The sequence below is a fragment of the Pseudomonas sp. 8 R 14 genome (assembly GCF_900005955.1).
Classification (GTDB): Bacteria; Pseudomonadota; Gammaproteobacteria; order Pseudomonadales; family Pseudomonadaceae; genus Aquipseudomonas; species Aquipseudomonas marginalis.
Genome location: NZ_CVTH01000082.1, coordinates 33,896 through 50,514, shown reverse-complemented (window position 1 = coordinate 50,514; position 16,619 = coordinate 33,896). Strand labels below are relative to the sequence as shown.

Below are 16,619 nucleotides of genomic sequence, written 5' to 3'. Positions count from 1 at the left end.
GGCCATCCCTGGCCCAGGACGGCTAACCCGGCGTCCTGCCGGGTTACCCACGGATTCAAGCCTGCGTTCGGCCAGCGTGTTTGACGGGGCGCCTAGGATCAAGATCAAAAGCCAGAGCCAGAGCCAGAGCCAGAGCAACAGCAACAGCAACAGCAACAGCAACAGCAGTGTTACGTCTGACATTGCCTAAGTCATCTGATGTCCGGTCGAATAAGCCCCCATCAATTCAAGACAATGTAGTCATTCTGCTGAATGATCGGCCGATGGGCGCCTTGCACCAGGTGCAGGTAGCGGCCGTCCACCAGGTCGATGGGCAGGCAGTCGTCGATATCCATCACGCCGTCGGTGTGGGCCTGGGACCAGTGGCGCAGCATTTGTTGCTTGCCCTTGCTGGTCGCCTCCCGTTTGTTGCGGGCGACCACCAGCAGGTAGTGGTGGGCTTCGCCAAAGCTGTTGGCTTCATAACCGCCAAGGTTGATGAAGTACAGGTGATGGGCGTCGGCAGCGGGGGCCAGGTGGCTGAGTTCGACTTTCCAGCCGTCGACGCCGTCCACCGCCATCCACGAATCTATATGCACGCCCTTTGGGCTGCCAAACCAGCCCTCGCGCAGTTGCGGGTAGGTGTCTTCCAGGGTGTCTGCTACGGCGAACACCACATCGTGCACTTCAATTCTTGCTCGTGGGTGCTTGCCCCCGAGCATCACGACAAACAGCATTGCAGGTCCTTCCTGGCGACTTGGCAAAGGGCAACCATACTTCGATTGAACCCTTTTGTCCGGTCAATGCCACACTGTTAATCCGCGAATTCATCAGGAGGTTGTCATGCGCACCATTGATCTGGCAGGCGTTCCCGTCCCTGTCATCGGCCAGGGCACCTGGCGCATGGGCGAAGACCCGGACCGGCGTCGCGCCGAAGTCGCGGCATTGCAACTGGGGATCGACGAGGGCATGACCCTCATCGACACCGCCGAGATGTATGGCGAGGGGGGCGCCGAGGAAGTCGTCGGCGAAGCCATCAGCGGCAGGCGCGACCAGGTGTTCCTGGTGAGCAAGGTCTACCCGCACAACGCCAGCCAAAAGGGCGTGCCCCGTGCGTGTGAAGCCAGCCTCCGGCGCCTGGGCACGGACTACATTGATCTGTATCTGCTGCATTGGCGTGGCCAGTACCCCCTTGAAGAAACCGTCGAAGCGTTCGAGCGCCTGCGTGAGGCTGGCAAGATCGGCCGCTGGGGCGTCTCGAATTTCGATGTGGCCGACCTGCAGGAACTCGCATCCCCGGCCTGCGCGACTAACCAGGTGCTGTACAACATCGAAGAACGCGGGATCGAATTCGACCTGTTGCCCTGGTGGCAACAACACCATTTGCCGCTGATGGCGTACTGCCCGATTGCCCAGGGTGGGGCGTTGCTGTCCAGTCAGACCCTCAAGCAGATCGCCCGCCGCCACGAGGTCACGCCCGCCCAGGTTGCCCTGGCCTGGGTGCTGCGCCAGGACGGTGTGATCGCCATCCCCAAGGCGGTCACCCCGGAGCATGTACGGCTCAATGCGGCCGCCGCCAAGATGGTGCTCGATGAGCACGACCTGGATGCCATCGATCGGGTGTTCGGCGCACCCAAGCGCAAGCATCCCTTGGCGATGGTGTAGTTGCCTGGCAGAAACGGTGCCGTCCCTGGCACCTGTTCCTGCTCAGGTCCGACCTAACCCGCTACCGGGCTGCGCCAGTCATCGGACCCGGATGTGCCGGACACTTCGTGGGTCCACACGATCTTGCCATAGGTGAAGTGCACGTCCTCCAGGTGAGTGAAATGGGCATTGTCCGGATCCTGGCAGTGGGGCATGCGTGACTGTATGTCCACGATCTTCGCCCTCTCCAGTTCAATCGTGAAGTAGTGCTCTTGGGTGCCGGCTGGCGACGTACGGAACCACTCGAGTCGGCAGGTGACGTCTTCACCGCTGGTCAAGGCGCTGAACAGCAATGGCGATGACTTATCGAAGACCTTGCTGATCATCAGCGGCTTATGGACCCTCTGGCCCGTCGGCTGGCCGGACTGCGGGTCGCGTGGAACAATCACCTGATGGGAGAAGGCCTGGACCAGAATCTGGTCTTCATGGCCTTCCTGGTAAATATTGCCCACCGAGTCCTTGGTAAATGTGCCTGCCGTAATCAAGCCTTGCTTGGAGCCAGTGACGGAAAGATACGCGGGTGTTGGCATGACGGGTTTCCTTGTCTGATTGATGAGGTAGTTCCAACGGTTAATCGTACCGGTTGGGAATGTGGCTATTACAAGAAGCGTGCCGGAAAGTGTGGGAACCAATACGGACTTGGCATGCTGTGGATATAGGCGTTGGATTTAAACGGGTGTTATGGTTTTTTTGGCTGTTTTGCGGAAAATGTTTGCGCATAAGTGCGCATTTAGTTGCTCATGTTGAAACGTCGCTCAGTAGTTGGTTTTCCGCTGGGGTTAGGTGAAATATATCTCTGTAGCTGCGCAAAAGCCTGCATATGCTTTGGTTTACGGGTGGTGTAGGAAATGTCTTAAGTGTGAGTCTGTTGCTTGCTGGATGTTATTGTCGTGGCTAAGGTTTACGAACTTCGCGGCGATTCAAGCGAAGGTTGATGGCAATCTAGTGTGAAAGTTAAATGCACTTAGTTTGTCGCTCGTGCCTTGGATAGTCGAGTGCGCTCCTAAATGGTCCATTCAGAAAAACTCTGCGCTTATTACCTCGAGGTTGCCCGGCAGCCCTGTTTGCCAGCGAACTTTGCCGGCAGTGATATGCGCTATTCAAATGAATATGAAACCCTGGAGTCCGAACTGGCAAAGTTGCAGTCCATGCATGGCGCCGGCCAGCCGGACTGGCAAAAGCTCCTGGAAATCAGCGAATGCCTGTTGCGTGAGCAGTCCAAGGATCTGCGCGTGGCCGTCTGGCTGACCTGGGCGCTTTACCACCGCGAGTCCTTTGCCGGACTGCTGGCTGGCCTCGGGTTGCTGCGCCATCTGTGTGAGCACCATTGGTCGGCGGTATACCCTGGAAAGCTGCGCACCCGCAGCGCGGCGTTCGGCTGGCTGGTCCTGCGCCTTGAGACACTGCTTGTCCAAGACCTTTCGGTTCAAGGCCCGCAACCCTTGTTCCAATCTATGCTTGAACACCTCACGCGCCTTGATGAACTCTGGACTGCACATTTGGGAGGCGACGCGCCGCTGTTGCTGCCGATTCGCAAACAATTGGAGCAGTGGTTGGCGCTTGCTGTGCAAGGCCATCCCCCTATCGCCGGGTTGAACGCCGCCGTTGCGCAAGTGCAACCCGCTGCTACGCCATCCTCAACGGCCAAACCGACGGTAAACAACGAAAAAGATGCGCACGACTTGCTGTTTGTCTTGCAGGAACAAGCTCGTCCGTTGTGTGCCTGGTGGTTACGCCAGGACGCCGCCGACCTACGGGCCTTGCACCTGAGTCGAACGCTGGCCTGGCTGTCCATCGTCCGCTATCCGGATGCCAACGGTGAGCGAGTCACCGCGTTGTGCGGGCCTGCCCCCGACAGACTCAAGTACTACCAGCAACGTTTTGCCCAAGGCCATCACGCCGAGCTGCTGCCTGAACTTGAGGCCGGCCTCTCAGGTGCGATGTTCTGGTTCGACGGGCTGTACATGCTCTGGCAATGCCTGGAAGCCCAGCAGGCGGAACTGGCCGTGAGCGAGTTGGAAGTGAGTTTCGCCCTGCTGTTGCAACGATTGCCGGACTTGCCGGCGTTTCGCTTTCAAGGGGGCGCTCCTTTTGCCGACGACGCCACTCGCGGCTGGATCGCATTGCATGTTTCCCATCACCTGCAAACCCCTGAGGCGCCCCGCGTGGGGGGCGATGCCGAGCCCTGGGAGATCGCCTTGCAGGATGTGCTACCGCGGCTGCGCAAGGATGGGCTCAAAGCCGCGGTACATGAGCTCAATCAAGGTCTGCATGCCGCTCGCAGCGATCGCGCCCGCTTTTATTGGCGGTTGGCCCTGGCGCGCTTGTGTGCACACGCTGGCAAACATGAACTGGCGAAGATCCAGCTCGAACAGCTGGACCTCGAGCTGCAGCGCTCGGGCCTGGAGCGCTGGGAGCCGGAGCTGGCGTTTCAAGTGACACGCCTCTTGCACCGCTGCTGCGACCTGCTGCCACAAAACCATGCCGTGCGCGAGCGCAAGGAAGACACCCACCGCAGGCTGTGCCTCTTCGATCTGGAAGCGGTACTTGAATAGGCTTACGAGCCGCTTGAAAAGGAGATTTACCATGGCCAAAGAATGTTCGGTAGCACCCAAGGAACGCATCAATATCACCTTCAAACCCGCCATCGGCGGTGCGCGGGAAGAAGTCGAGCTTCCGTTGAAACTCCTCGTGCTGGGGGACTTCACCCAGCGTGAGGACCTGCGCAAGCTTGAAGATCGCAAGCCCATCACCCTCAATCAGAACACCCTCGATGAGGTGTTGGCCAAACAGGCGCTGAGCCTGACGCTGAATGTCCCCAATCGCCTCCAGGACGGCGCCGAGGTCGAAGACCTGGCCATCCAGTTACGAATCAATTCGATGAGGGATTTCAACCCGGCGAACCTGGTGGAGCAGATCCCCGAGTTGCACAAGCTGATGGCCCTGCGTGAGGCGCTGATGGCGCTCAAGGGACCACTGGGAAATACGCCGAGCTTTCGCAAAGCCATCGAACAGGCCCTGGCCGACGACGAATCCCGTGCCCGAGTATTGGCGGAGCTGGGCCTGAGCGGCCGGACCGCCTGACATTTTTCAGTAAAAGGACACTGGCGCCATGACGACTCAACACACCTCGATACCCGTACTCATCACTGACGAGCACAGCATTCTCGACAACATCATCGCCCAGACTCTGTTGAGTGCGGATGATGAGGCCTACGGCATAGCCAGGCGTGGCGTCTCGGCATTTATCGAAGAGCTGATCAAGCCGCAGAACAGCGGGGAACCGGTCAAGAAACACCTGGTTGACCGGATGATTGCGGAGATTGACGAGAAGCTCGGTCGGCAAATGGATGAGATTCTGCACCACCCGCGCTTCCAGGCCCTGGAATCCTCATGGAAAGGCCTGCAGTTGTTGGTCGAGCGCACCAACTTTAGAGAAAACATCAAGATCGAACTGCTGAATGTCTCTCGGCAAGACCTGTTGGATGACTTCGAAGACTCACCCGAGGTGATCCAGTCCGGGCTCTATAAGCACGTCTACAGTGCGGAGTACGGTCAGTTCGGCGGTCAACCTGTGGGCGCAATCATCGCTGACTTCTTTCTTTCCCCCAGCGCCCCCGATGTGAAGCTGATGCAATACGCTTCCAAGGTCGCCTGCATGGCCCATGCACCGTTTATCGCGGCCGCCGGGCCGACTTTTTTCGGCTTGGAAAGCTTCACCGGTCTACCTGACTTGAAGGATCTCAGGGATCATTTCGAAGGTCCGCAGTTCGCCAAATGGCATAGCTTTCGCCAGAGCGAAGATGCCCGTTATATCGGGCTGACGGTGCCGCGATTCCTGCTGCGCACGCCTTACGATCCCCTTGAATGTCCGGTCAAGACCTTCGCCTACCGGGAAACCGTGGTGAACAGCCACGAGCACTACCTTTGGGGTAATACCGCCTACGCCTTTGCCACACGATTGACCGACAGTTTTGCGCGGTTTCGTTGGTGCCCGAACATTATCGGTCCGCAAAGCGGCGGCGCAGTGGAGGACTTGCCCTTGCATCACTTCCACAGCATGGGCGAAATCGAAACCAAGATTCCCACTGAAGTGCTGGTATCCGACCGTCGCGAATACGAACTGGCGCAAGAGGGTTTCATTGCCTTGACGATGCGCAAGGGCAGTGACAATGCCGCGTTTTTCTCCGCCAGCTCGGTGCAACAGCCCAAGCGTTTCGGCATCAGTGCCGAGGGCAAGGAGGCCGAGCTGAATTACCGCCTGGGCACTCAGTTGCCCTACATGATGGTGGTCAACCGCCTGGCCCATTACCTCAAGGTTCTGCAACGGGAGCAACTGGGCTCGTGGAAGGAGCGTACTGACCTGGAGCTGGAGCTCAACAAGTGGATTCGCCAGTACGTGGCAGACCAGGAAAACCCCAGTGCCGAAGTGCGTGGGCGGCGGCCATTGCGGGCGGCACGTATCGTTGTCAGTGATGTCGAGGGCGAGCCTGGCTGGTACCGCGTCAACCTGAGTGTGCGACCGCACTTCAAATACATGGGGGCGGATTTCACCCTGTCCCTGGTTGGCAAGCTTGACAAAGAATGAGCAGGGGCCAAGGGATGACCCGTAACCAAAGCCTCTTCGAGCGACTTGAAAGTCCGGCCGCAAAATCATCATGTGCAGTGACGTCCGTCGCAGCTCATCTGGGAAAGATGCTCAGCATCCGCGCTGGCAGTGTGCAGACACTGGAGGATTACGGTATGCCGGATCTCAATGACACGAGCCAGAGTCTGCATGAGTCATTGAGCCAGTCGCGCTTGTTGATCGAGCGGTTTATCCGGGCCTATGAGCCCCGCTTGAAGGATACGCACGTGAGGGCGTTGCCTTGTGGTGACGATCCTCTGGCGCTGGCGTTTGCCATTGACGCCACGCTCTGCGTTGACGGTGTGACGCAGCCCGTGGTGTTCACCGCGCGCCTGCAGGATGCTGGACAGGTTGAGGTCTTGCCTGATGTCCTTTAACCACTATTACCAGAGCGAACTCAGTGCGTTGCGACAGCTCGGGCGGCGCTTTTCCGAGCGCAATCCTGCTCTCGCACCCTTTCTAGGGGAGGCCGGTCAGGATCCGGATGTGGAGCGGCTGCTGGAAGGCTTTGCTTTCCTCACCGGTCGCCTGCGCCAGAAGCTGGATGACGAGTTGCCTGAGCTGACTCATTCCTTGATGCATCTGCTGTGGCCCAACTACATGCGGCCCATACCGGCGTTCAGTATCCTGCAGTTCGATCCGTTGAAACATGCGGGGCCCGGTGTGATGGTCGCACGGGATACACCGGTCGAAAGCGCTGCGGTCAATGGTGAGCGCTGTCGTTTTCGAACCTGCTACGCCACCTGCATCTTGCCGCTGCAACTGAGCGCGCTGGAGTACTGCGTCCAGGGAGAGCAGGCGTTGCTGAGCCTGCGCCTGGACATGGGCGGCGAAGGCAATTTCAGCGAATGTGCGTTCGATCAATTGCGCCTGCATTTGTCGGGAGACCGCTACATCAGTCAAGCGTTGTACCTGAGCCTGTTGCGCGAGGTTGAGGGTATCGAGTTGCTGCCATTGGGCGGTGATGGGCTTGCGGTCCGCGGGGCTGATGGCCAGCCCCTGCTGTTGCGATTGGGTGGCGATCAGGTCAGTCCGGTGGGGTTCGCGGAGGAGCATGCGCTGATGCCTTATCCGCAGAATACCTTTCGTGGATACCGCCATCTGCAGGAGTATTTCGCCTTTCCTGAAAAGTACCTGTTCGTCGATGTGCGTGGCCTGGATGCGTTGCAGCGGTTGCCCCAGGACGTACTCAAGCAAATCTGCAGCGTCAGGCTGTGCTTCAAGTTACGCACCCGGTGCCAGGCAACCGGATGCCCCACGCTGGACAACGTGAGGCTGTACTGCACGCCCATCGTCAACCTGTTCAAACATGATGCGGTGCCGATTCGCCTGGATGGCAAGCAGGACGAATACCTGTTGATTCCTGGGGAATATGCGCGCGCAAACGCCTGTGTATTTTCCGTCGACAAGGTCACGGGCTGGCGCCCTGGCGGGCTGGGGTATCAGGCGTACGTACCATTTGAATCCTTTGAGCACGACGGCGTTATCGATGCATCGGCAGCGCCCACCAGCTACAGCATTCGTCAGCGTGCTTCGGCGCATCATGCCGTGCTCGATACCTGGCTGGGGTTCGGAAACGGGCGGGGGCATACCCAGGAAACGCTGTCGATCGAACTGACGTGCACCAATCACAACCTGCCTCGGCAATTGCAGGCAGGGGAGATCAATCAGCCCTGTGAGCAGACACCGGAGGGCTTGTCATTTCGCAATATCTGCGCGCCGACTGCGAGTTTTGCACCGCCCCTGGACCAGGACTTTCTCTGGCGACTTATCAGCAACATGTCGCTCAACTATTTGTCACTGAGCGACATCAATGTCTTGAAGGTGGTCCTCGAAACCTATGACGTGCCGCGTTACCACGATCTGCAAGCGAAAAAGGTCAGCCAGAGAAGGCTGGGGGCCTTGCGATCCATCAGCCATACGGCCGTCGACCGCTTGCACCGGGGCATGCCGCTTCGAGGGTTGCGGGTCGACCTGAGCATTGATTCCCAAGGTTTTCTGGGGGCGGGCGAAGCGTTTTTGTTCGCCTCGGTGCTCAACGAGTTCTTCGCGCTTTATGCCAGCCTTAATGCCTACCACGAGCTGCGTGTCATCAGCACACAAGGAGATGTGTACCTATGGCCACCTCAGATGGGGCAGCAGCCCCTGCTTTGAAGCAACTGTGCCGTGCCATCCGTGAATATTCGCTGTTCCAGGCGATTTCGCAGGTGATCAAGCGCCTGCGCGATGCCCATCCGCTACTGGATGACAACGCACTCTATGAGCGGCTGGAGTTTCAGGCCAACCCGGGTCTTGGTTTTCCCGGTCACGATATTGACCGGTTGGAGTTTTTTGTTGAACACGATCAATTGCGTGCGCGTCTTCGCCTCAATGTCCTGGGCCTCTGTGGCGCAGGTTCACCCTTGCCGGCCTTTTACGGTGAGCAGGCGTGTGCCGATGGAGCGGGCGGCCACGCGACTCGAGACTTCCTGGACCTGTTTCACCATCGTCTGCAACGGCTGATGCTGCCGATCTGGCGCAAATACCGCTACCAGGCGTGTTTCCAGGCGCAGGCGCGTGATGCTTTTTCCGAGCAGATGTTTGCGTTGATCGGGTTGAGGGGCCAGCGCATCCGTACCGCTGCGCAGTTGGACTGCAAGCGACTGTTGCCCTACCTGGGGTTGCTTGGCCTGCGGGCGCACTCGGCGGCGGTGATCGAGACAGTGCTGCGCTACTACTTCGAGCATGAGCGCGTGTTTATAGAGCAATGGGTGGAACGCACGGTTGCCATTGCTCCCCCGCAGTTGAACCAGCTTGGCTGTGCCAACAGCCTGTTGGGCTTCGACCAGGTACTGGGAAGCCGGATCACCGACTGCAACGGTAAGTTCCGGGTGCATATACAGGATCTGGATTGGCAGCGCTTCCATGGTTTCTTGCCGACGGGGTCGGAGTATCCACTGCTGTGTTCGTTGGTGCGACTGGCTGCACGAGACCCGCTGGAGCATGACCTGCGGCTGGTGCTGGCCAAGGAGGCGATCAGGCCGTTGCACGTGGGTGAACACAATGTCTGCAGGCTGGGGTGGACCACTTGGCTGGCACACGAGTGCGCCGATGGTGCGGTCATCGTGGCCAGCAATGCTCACTAGGGAACAATGATCATGATGAATGTAGACCTGCAACAGCTGATCCTGACATTGACGCCCGCAGTCCGTCAGGACCTGGAGCGTTCGGCCGAACGTTGCGTGACGCGAGGTGGCAGGGAGGTCCTGGTGGAAGACCTGCTACTGACCCAGCTGGAACGTCCCAGGGGGCTTTTGATACGAGCCTTGGCCGACGCCGGGATCGAGGCGCAGACGCTGCAAGCAACGCTGCAGCCCAAGGGGCAGGCAAGTGCCACGCGTAATCCGGTGTTCGCCCCGGCCCTCGTGCAGTGGTTACAACAGGCGTTGATGGTTGCCCATCTGGAGTTGCGCCAGAGCGTCGTGGACCACGGTGCACTGTTACTGGCGTTGTTGCGCCACCCGCTGCAGCACGCAGGCACCGGCTATCACGCGTTGTTGAGCCGTTTGGATGCACAGCGTATACACGGGTTTGTGCTGGACCAGGGGCCTGACATCTGCCCGGCAGCAGGCGGCGAGTCACTGCTGGCGCGCTTTACCCATGATCTGACACGCCAGGCCCAGGAAGGGCGTATCGACCCGGTGCTGTGTCGCGAGGGTGAGATCCGCCAACTGATCGACATCCTTATGCGGCGGCGCAAGAACAATCCGATCCTTGTCGGCGAGGCCGGGGTGGGCAAGACCGCGGTTGTCGAAGGCCTTGCCCTGCGCATCGCCAGCACGCAGGTGCCGGAGCCACTCAAGGGTGTGCGTGTGCTGACCCTGGACATGGCACTGCTGCAAGCCGGTGCCAGCATCAAGGGCGAGTTCGAGCGGCGTCTCAACGGCGTGATTGACGAGGTGAATGCCGCGCCGACACCGGTGATTCTGTTTATCGATGAAGCGCATACCCTGGTGGGGGCGGGGGCCGGCGATGCCGCCAACCTGCTCAAGCCGGCCCTGGCCCGCGGTGAGTTGCGGACCGTCGCGGCTACGACTTGGGGCGAATACAAGAAATACTTTGAAAAAGACCCGGCCTTGGCGCGGCGTTTCCAGCCTGTGCTGGTTGGCGAGCCCAGCGTTGAACAGGCGACTTCGATCCTGCGCGGGCTGGTTCCGGCCTACGAATCCAGCCATGGCGTGCATATACGTGACGATGCCGTCGTCGCGGCGGCGCAGATGAGCGCCCGCTACCTGGCAGGGCGTCAGTTGCCCGATAAGGCCGTGGATGTGCTGGACACCGCCTGCGCACGTGCGCGCATCAACCAGTTGACGGTGCCCGAGGCATTGGAACGCCTGTGTACCGAACAGGCTGAAGGCTCGCGCCAGCGCGAGGCACTGAATCGAGACAGGGATGCGGGGCTGCCAGTTGATGAGCAGTCTGCGCAAGCGCTGGGCCTGCGCTTGGCGGCTGTCGAGAGCGAACGTCAACATCGGCAGCAGCGCTGGCTTGCACAGCGCGCACTGGAGGAGCCGGTGCGCGTATGCCCTCGCCTGGTGGCAGAGGTCATCAGTACCTGGACGGGCATTCCGGTTGAACAACTGTCCCTTGAGCACAGTGCATCGGTGCTGGGGGTTGCCGATGCGCTGCGGTCGCGCATTCTCGGCCAGGAACCTGCCATACAGGCGCTTGACCGCAACCTGCGCGCGGTGGCTGCCGGACTGAACAAGGCCGATGCGCCGGTCGGTGTGTTTCTGTTGGTGGGCCCAAGTGGTGTGGGCAAGACCGAAACGGCGCTGGCCCTGGGTGATTTGCTGTATGGCGGCGAACGTTTTGTCACCACCCTCAACATGTCGGAGTTTCAGGAAAAACACGCCCTGTCTCGGCTGATTGGCGCACCTCCCGGTTATGTCGGCTATGGAGAGGGCGGGGTGCTGACGGAAGCCGTGCGCCGGCGCCCCTATTCGGTGGTGCTGCTCGACGAAGTCGAAAAGGCCGACCCGGAGGTGTTGAACCTGTTCTATCAGATCTTCGACAAGGGGCTGGTCAATGATGGCGAAGGCCGGGAAATCGATTTTCGCAATACGCTGATCCTGATGACTTCCAACCTGGGCAGCGATTGCATTATCGACTTATGTGCAGGCGGCCGACGACCTGGCACCCAGGTGCTGCAGGACGCAATTCACCCTCTGCTGCGCGACTATTTCAAACCGGCACTGCTCGCCCGCATGCGAGTCGTGCCCTATTACCCGTTGATGGGCGCTGTGTTGCATGACCTGGCAAGACTCAAGCTTGACCGTCTTGGGCGAAGGTTGCAGTCACGCAAGCTGGCCTTGAGCTATACGACCGAACTGGTCACGCATATGGCTGAGCGGTGCGTCCATAGCGACAGCGGAGCGCGGTACATCGACCAATGGATCGAGATCCACCTGTTGCCGCAGATGGTCGATCGACTGCTTGGGGCGGTGGCGACGGGTGAGCCGCTGTCGCGGGCCCACGCCTGCCTGGATGGTGACGGGCTGCCGATCTGTGAGTTCAGCCAATGATGAACGATATGCTTGCCCCTTTACCCCAGCCCCTGGCATACGCCGAGACGTTGTTGGCCTGGTTCACCCGAATGGGCATCGAGGGTGACGAGACAACGCTGCCAGGCCTGTGTGTTGCCGCGGCTGCGCAACTGAGTGAATGCGAACTCGGCCAGTTATATTGGCGGGACGAGGTCACGGGTCGGCTGGACTTGATTGCCCAGTATTTGCCTGGCGCATTGCCCCTCGGCGAGGGTGCTTGCGGCGCCGACTTTCAGCATCAGCAACTGTTGCGTCACGTGCTCGGCCATCCCAGCATCCTGAGCGTGGAGAACCTGGACGACAGTGTGTACGAAAGCGGTTTTCTACCCGCGACAGCTACGCCCTGGCACTCGTTGATATGCCTGCCGCTGTTCGGTCGCCACAAGGCCGTTGCCGGTCTATTGCTGTGCGCCAGCCAGCGGCCGAAATTGCTCCTGGACTACGGACCATCGTTAAGCCAACTGGCAAGCTTCGCCTTGAGTCAACTGGCGCTGTTGCGACGTGTGCGTCCGCCGCACAACGGCTCCCAGGCCAGGCCTTGTCTACCCTCGGCGCGTATGAAGTATGGGCTGATCGGCAACAGCGCAGCCATGGAAGAAACCTACCGGCTGATCGGCAAGGTGCTGAATGCGCCCTGCACGGTGCTGCTGCGCGGGGAGACCGGAACCGGCAAGGAGGTGGTGGCACGGGCCATCCATGCTGCCGGGGCGCGCCGTAGCAAAGCCTTTGTGGTGCAGAACTGTGCGGCCTTTCCCGAGGGTCTGCTGGAGAGTGAGCTATTCGGTTATCGCAGGGGCGCCTTTACAGGCGCCGAACGTAACCATGCGGGGCTATTTGACGCCGCCGATGGCGGCACGTTGCTCCTCGACGAAATCGGCGATATGCCGCTGTCACTCCAGGCCAAGCTGCTGCGGGTGTTGCAGGAAGGCGAGGTTCGCCCGTTGGGAGCCGATGCGGCCCATAAGGTCGATGTGCGAATTATCGCAGCGACCCATCGTGATCTGGCTGCAATGGTGGCGGAGGGTAGTTTTCGCGAGGACCTGTACTACCGACTGGCGCAGTTCCCGATCGAATTGCCGGCCTTGCGCGAACGCGACGCAGATGTGCTGCTGTTGGCGCGACAGTTCTCGCAATCGGCCTGCGCTGCGCTGGGGCTCTCGCCGGTGGAGTGGTCTGCTGCGGCCTTGGATCAACTGTCGTGCCACGCTTTTCCCGGGAATGTCCGTGAACTCAAATGTCTGGTGGAGCGCGCGGTACTGCTGTGTGACGACGCAGTGGTGCTGCCTGAACACCTGTCCCTGGCGCCCGGGTCGACCCCTGCAGCCGTCGGCGCGACGTTGCGCCAGCGCCTGGAGCGGGTTGAACGGGTATTCCTGATCGACTGCCTGCACAAGAACCGTGGCAACCGGACCCGTACGGCACGTGAGTTGGGGCTCGCACGCCGCACCCTGCTTTACCGACTTACACGCTTGAACATCCCTGGCGGCGATGTCCGAGGGGGATGCTGAATGGTGCACGTATGGCTTCCACTCTTCGCCGCCGGCCTTACTTTCATTGGAGATACCTGATGCCACTTCGTACTTGGAAAGCCTGGGGGCTTGTCCTGTGCTTGTTGAGCGGCTGCAACGCCAATTACGTTTTTGATGACGCTGACTACCGTCCGCTGGGTGACCCCCAGGCGACACGTCGCAGCGATTGAACAGCGGAGCCTTGTCATGCAACTAGTGTTAGAGGTGTGCAATACCGGAAGCGGTGAGCCTGCATCCTGTAAGACATTCGACGGCGTCGGCGGCGTGATCGGCCGCGGGATCGGCTGTGACTGGGTCATCCCCGACGCCAGTCGCTTGCTCTCCAGTCATCATGGCCTGGTCAGTTACCGGGATGGCCAGTATTTTTTTACCGACATCAGCAGCAATGGCATTGGCGTGTCGGGCAGCGCGGAGCGTTTGTGCAAGGGGCAGGCACGACTGATCAGCGAGGGTGATGTCTACCAACTGGGGCCAGTGGATATCCGTGCACGACTTGTGGCGCCCGGGAGACAAAATGGCCGGCAGATGTTTTTCGGCAACGATACGATTCCGGATGACGCGTTTTTGGTGCTTGACCCCTTGCACGCACTCGATACCGAGCAGGTGCATGGCAGCTCACCCGGGGATCCGGAGGCGCTGAAACTCTCGGCTGCGAGGGCGGCCTGCGCACTGTCCCACTGCCCCCTGGAACGGGATCACTTGATCGTGCCGAGATGGGCCGAGCCAGTAACGGAAGAGGCCTCGACTCAACCCGCCCAGGTGACTGCAGCCAGTCGTGCCCCATTCTGGTCGCAGTTCGCGGACGCGATGGGCGTGCCCCTGGATACGCTCGATACCCAGGCATGCGAAGCCCTGGCGATCAAGGTGGCTGGCCTGTTCAGGCAAACCATCGAAGGGCTGCAGCAGAGTCTGCGTACTCGCGATGAGCTGAACGGCGAGTTGAACCTCGGTTGGACCGTGCCTGCCATTAAGAGTCACAACCCCTTGAAGGATTGCACCGATACCCCGTCTGCCCTGGCCTCACTGTTGGGCCTCGCTGAGCCGGGCCCGCTGCCTGCAGAGGTAGCGGTCGCCCAGGCATTCCGGGAAATGCAAATCCACCAGCTGGCCTTGGTCGTGGCTTGCCGTGCTGCAATACGTGGCGCTGTGGAGGCATTTGCACCAAGCCATCTATTGCTGTGCTTCGAGCGCCAGGACATGCCGGCCAGGTTCTCTACCGATGGAGCCCACTGGCGGGCCTACCAGCGCCATTACCGACACCTTATCGACGAGCAACCCTTGGGCGAGCAGCTGTTGCGTAACGAATTTTCCAAAGCCTACGCGGAGCAGGTGCGCCTGGTCGCCACGCTGCATGCGGCTTATCCGGGATGACTGTCATGTATCGAGCTGCCGTTCTGTCAATGCTGTTTGTACTCGGCTTGCTGACCGGGTGTGCCAGCGTCTCACCGTATTCAACCCTAACCAAGCTGGACCTGGCGTTGAGCGCCAGCGAAGGCGTCAACCGCGATCTTCACGGTCGCCCGTCTCCCATCGTGGTGCGCCTGCTGGAGCTGCGGCACCCGGTGGCTTTCGAAAACGCTGATTTCTTCACCCTCTATAGCCGCGCGGAGCAGGCGCTGCCCAAGGACTGGGTCAACAGCGAGGAGTTGGAGCTGCGCCCCGGTGAGCGGTTGGCGCTGAAGCTCAGTGTCGAACCACAGAGTCGTTATGTCGGGGTGGTGGCTGCCTACCGGGACCTGCCCCATGTGCAATGGCGGCTTGTGCTGCCCGTCGCCCGGCAGCGCCTGACGCGTGTCGAGCTGATGCTCGACGAGTCCGGGGTTCGCGTCGTTACCCCTCAAGCCCGGAGGTCGGAGGATAGACATGCAGGTTCATAAAGTCGTGTGGCAGGAGGGCATGCTGCTGCGCCCCCAACACTTGCAGCACAACGACCGTTACTACCACCAGCAACTCAACCGTACCCGTTTGCTGGGCATTGATGGTTGGGGATTCCTGACCCTTGACGTCGACGTGCAGTACCTCAACCTGGGTAAGGTAGTCGTCAACCAGGCCAGCGGTGTATTTCCCGATGGCAGCTTGTTCGAGCTGAGCAGCGTAATGGAGCCACTGGTGTTGCAGGTTCCTGCCCACACCAGTGGGCAAGCCATTTACCTGGCGTTGCCGTTGGCCATCGGCAATCAGGTTGAAGTGCGCCAGCAGGAGCACAGTGATGTGCTGGCGCGCTACGTAAGCTGCGAAGCGGAGATCACTGATTCGAATGCTGGCTTTGATTCCCTTTGCCGGATCAACTGTGCACGCCCGGACCTGCGATTGCTGTTAGGGGCGCAAACCAGTGACACGTTGCAGGTGAAACTCCAGGTTGCCCGGGTGCTGGATTCGACTCGCGAGGGCGGCGTGCGGCTGGACGCGGATTTCGTACCGGCGTTTATCCATGTGCAGGGCTCAGGCTATGTCGCGTCATGTATCAAGGAAGTGCTGAGTCTGCTGGGCACCCGAGGCGATGCGATCGCCGCGAGGATCCGGGGAGGTGGTGGATCGGAGGGGGCCCAGGTCGGCGATTTCCTGATGCTGCAGCTGATCAATCGAACCGAGCTGGTGTTGCGTCACTTCCTGAGTCAGAGCCAGGTACGTCCGGAGGTGTTGTACAGGCAGTTGTTGTCGATCCTCGGCGAGTTGTCGACGTTCGCCACCGACAACAAACGCGCGCAACTGGAGACTCGTTACCAGCATGGTGAGCAGGGGGCGAGTTTTCGTGGGTTGATGGAAGGCATTCGCACCGTGCTGTCGTTGGTGCTGGAACAACACGCCACTGAGCTCCCGCTGGAGCCGCGACAGTATGGTGTGCTGGTCTGTCCGGTGAGTGATCTCAAACTGCTGGGTAGCGCAACATTCATTCTGGCGGCAACTGCCCAGTGCGATTCGGAGGAGCTGCGCCACCGCCTTCCGGCGCACTTGAAAATCGGCTCCGTGGAGCGCATCCGCGAGCTGGTCAATCTGCATCTGGCCGGCATCAAGGTCAAGCCACTGCCGGTGGCGCCCCGACAGATCCCGTTCCATGCCGGCAAGACCTATTTCATGCTCGAACTCAGTGCCCGTGATATCACGCAGCTGGAGCAATCGGGCGGTTTTGCCTTCCACGCCAGTGGCGAGTTTGCCGAACTCAAACTCAATTTCTGGGCCATCAGGAACTGAATG

15 protein-coding genes and 1 pseudogene are annotated in these 16,619 nt (G+C 60.1%); 14 read left to right on the top strand and 2 right to left on the bottom strand.

The window, feature by feature from the left end; translation table 11 throughout:
- A pseudogene (locus BFQ01_RS32745) lies at positions 1 to 190 on the top strand (hypothetical protein); the annotation flags it as partial.
- Between the two features lie 31 nt (positions 191 to 221).
- Here BFQ01_RS32745 and BFQ01_RS23885 read toward each other — a convergent pair.
- Complete coding sequence (locus BFQ01_RS23885) at positions 222 to 716, bottom strand: DUF1543 domain-containing protein (protein WP_065927154.1); 495 nt, start codon at positions 714 to 716, stop codon at positions 222 to 224.
- Positions 717 to 822: 106 nt separating this feature from the next.
- Between BFQ01_RS23885 and BFQ01_RS23880 the strand changes: the two genes are divergently transcribed.
- Positions 823 to 1,644: an aldo/keto reductase gene (locus BFQ01_RS23880; protein WP_065927153.1), complete on the top strand. Its 822-nt coding sequence runs from the start codon at positions 823 to 825 to the stop codon at positions 1,642 to 1,644.
- Positions 1,645 to 1,697: 53 nt separating this feature from the next.
- On the opposite strand, the gene BFQ01_RS23875 is transcribed toward BFQ01_RS23880, so the two are convergent.
- Complete coding sequence (locus BFQ01_RS23875) at positions 1,698 to 2,213, bottom strand: Hcp family type VI secretion system effector (protein ID WP_065927152.1); 516 nt, start codon at positions 2,211 to 2,213, stop codon at positions 1,698 to 1,700.
- 477 nt (positions 2,214 to 2,690) lie between these two features.
- Here BFQ01_RS23875 and tssA point away from each other — a divergent pair, with 477 nt between their 5' ends.
- The 12 genes from tssA to tssK are packed head-to-tail and all read left to right on the top strand — an operon-like array spanning position 2,691 to position 16,616.
- On the top strand, positions 2,691 to 4,238 hold the full coding sequence (gene tssA / locus BFQ01_RS23870; protein ID WP_083244926.1) for a type VI secretion system protein TssA: 1,548 nt from the start codon (positions 2,691 to 2,693) through the stop codon (positions 4,236 to 4,238).
- 31 nt (positions 4,239 to 4,269) lie between these two features.
- Complete coding sequence (gene tssB / locus BFQ01_RS23865) at positions 4,270 to 4,767, top strand: type VI secretion system contractile sheath small subunit (protein WP_065927150.1); 498 nt, start codon at positions 4,270 to 4,272, stop codon at positions 4,765 to 4,767.
- A gap of 28 nt (positions 4,768 to 4,795) precedes the next feature.
- Positions 4,796 to 6,271, top strand: a complete 1,476-nt coding sequence (gene tssC / locus BFQ01_RS23860; protein ID WP_065927149.1) for a type VI secretion system contractile sheath large subunit — start codon at positions 4,796 to 4,798, stop codon at positions 6,269 to 6,271.
- 14 nt (positions 6,272 to 6,285) lie between these two features.
- Positions 6,286 to 6,687, top strand: a complete 402-nt coding sequence (gene tssE, locus BFQ01_RS23855; RefSeq protein ID WP_065927190.1) for a type VI secretion system baseplate subunit TssE — start codon at positions 6,286 to 6,288, stop codon at positions 6,685 to 6,687.
- On the top strand, positions 6,677 to 8,464 hold the full coding sequence (tssF, locus tag BFQ01_RS23850; RefSeq protein WP_065927148.1) for a type VI secretion system baseplate subunit TssF: 1,788 nt from the start codon (positions 6,677 to 6,679) through the stop codon (positions 8,462 to 8,464). Before tssE ends, tssF begins: the two co-directional genes overlap by 11 nt.
- Complete coding sequence (tssG, locus tag BFQ01_RS23845) at positions 8,428 to 9,435, top strand: type VI secretion system baseplate subunit TssG (RefSeq protein ID WP_065927147.1); 1,008 nt, start codon at positions 8,428 to 8,430, stop codon at positions 9,433 to 9,435. The genes tssF and tssG overlap by 37 nt, the downstream gene beginning before the upstream one ends.
- Positions 9,436 to 9,447: 12 nt before the next feature.
- On the top strand, positions 9,448 to 11,874 hold the full coding sequence (locus tag BFQ01_RS23840; RefSeq protein WP_065927146.1) for an AAA family ATPase: 2,427 nt from the start codon (positions 9,448 to 9,450) through the stop codon (positions 11,872 to 11,874).
- A gap of 8 nt (positions 11,875 to 11,882) precedes the next feature.
- Positions 11,883 to 13,403: a sigma-54 interaction domain-containing protein gene (locus tag BFQ01_RS23835; protein WP_370671273.1), complete on the top strand. Its 1,521-nt coding sequence runs from the start codon at positions 11,883 to 11,885 to the stop codon at positions 13,401 to 13,403.
- Between the two features lie 59 nt (positions 13,404 to 13,462).
- The gene (locus BFQ01_RS33045) at positions 13,463 to 13,594 is read left to right on the top strand and encodes a type VI secretion protein (protein ID WP_074846997.1); all 132 of its coding nucleotides are present in this window, start codon (positions 13,463 to 13,465) and stop codon (positions 13,592 to 13,594) included.
- Between the two features lie 16 nt (positions 13,595 to 13,610).
- The gene (gene tagH, locus BFQ01_RS23830; protein ID WP_065927189.1) at positions 13,611 to 14,795 is read left to right on the top strand and encodes a type VI secretion system-associated FHA domain protein TagH; all 1,185 of its coding nucleotides are present in this window, start codon (positions 13,611 to 13,613) and stop codon (positions 14,793 to 14,795) included.
- Between the two features lie 5 nt (positions 14,796 to 14,800).
- Entirely contained in the window at positions 14,801 to 15,301 is a 501-nt protein-coding gene (gene tssJ / locus BFQ01_RS31865; RefSeq protein ID WP_074846996.1) for a type VI secretion system lipoprotein TssJ, read from the top strand.
- The gene (gene tssK, locus BFQ01_RS23820) at positions 15,288 to 16,616 is read left to right on the top strand and encodes a type VI secretion system baseplate subunit TssK (protein ID WP_065927143.1); all 1,329 of its coding nucleotides are present in this window, start codon (positions 15,288 to 15,290) and stop codon (positions 16,614 to 16,616) included. Before tssJ ends, tssK begins: the two co-directional genes overlap by 14 nt.
- The last annotated feature ends 3 nt before the right edge of the window (positions 16,617 to 16,619 follow it).

Excerpts from the sequence above, each read along its gene's own strand:
- tagH (WP_065927189.1), top strand. The coding sequence starts at position 13,611 with ATGCAACTAGTGTTAGAGGTGTGCAATACCGGAAGCGGTGAGCCTGCA.
- tssA (WP_083244926.1), top strand. The coding sequence starts at position 2,691 with ATGGTCCATTCAGAAAAACTCTGCGCTTATTACCTCGAGGTTGCCCGG.
- tssG (WP_065927147.1), top strand. The coding sequence starts at position 8,428 with ATGGCCACCTCAGATGGGGCAGCAGCCCCTGCTTTGAAGCAACTGTGC.
- tssB (WP_065927150.1), top strand. The coding sequence starts at position 4,270 with ATGGCCAAAGAATGTTCGGTAGCACCCAAGGAACGCATCAATATCACC.
- tssJ (WP_074846996.1), top strand. The coding sequence starts at position 14,801 with ATGTATCGAGCTGCCGTTCTGTCAATGCTGTTTGTACTCGGCTTGCTG.
- BFQ01_RS23885 (WP_065927154.1), bottom strand. The coding sequence starts at position 716 with ATGCTGTTTGTCGTGATGCTCGGGGGCAAGCACCCACGAGCAAGAATT.
- BFQ01_RS23840 (WP_065927146.1), top strand. The coding sequence starts at position 9,448 with ATGATGAATGTAGACCTGCAACAGCTGATCCTGACATTGACGCCCGCA.
- BFQ01_RS23875 (WP_065927152.1), bottom strand. The coding sequence starts at position 2,213 with ATGCCAACACCCGCGTATCTTTCCGTCACTGGCTCCAAGCAAGGCTTG.
- tssF (WP_065927148.1), top strand. The coding sequence starts at position 6,677 with ATGTCCTTTAACCACTATTACCAGAGCGAACTCAGTGCGTTGCGACAG.
- tssC (WP_065927149.1), top strand. The coding sequence starts at position 4,796 with ATGACGACTCAACACACCTCGATACCCGTACTCATCACTGACGAGCAC.
- BFQ01_RS33045 (WP_074846997.1), top strand. The coding sequence starts at position 13,463 with ATGCCACTTCGTACTTGGAAAGCCTGGGGGCTTGTCCTGTGCTTGTTG.
- tssK (WP_065927143.1), top strand. The coding sequence starts at position 15,288 with ATGCAGGTTCATAAAGTCGTGTGGCAGGAGGGCATGCTGCTGCGCCCC.
- BFQ01_RS23880 (WP_065927153.1), top strand. The coding sequence starts at position 823 with ATGCGCACCATTGATCTGGCAGGCGTTCCCGTCCCTGTCATCGGCCAG.
- BFQ01_RS23835 (WP_370671273.1), top strand. The coding sequence starts at position 11,883 with ATGCTTGCCCCTTTACCCCAGCCCCTGGCATACGCCGAGACGTTGTTG.
- tssE (WP_065927190.1), top strand. The coding sequence starts at position 6,286 with ATGACCCGTAACCAAAGCCTCTTCGAGCGACTTGAAAGTCCGGCCGCA.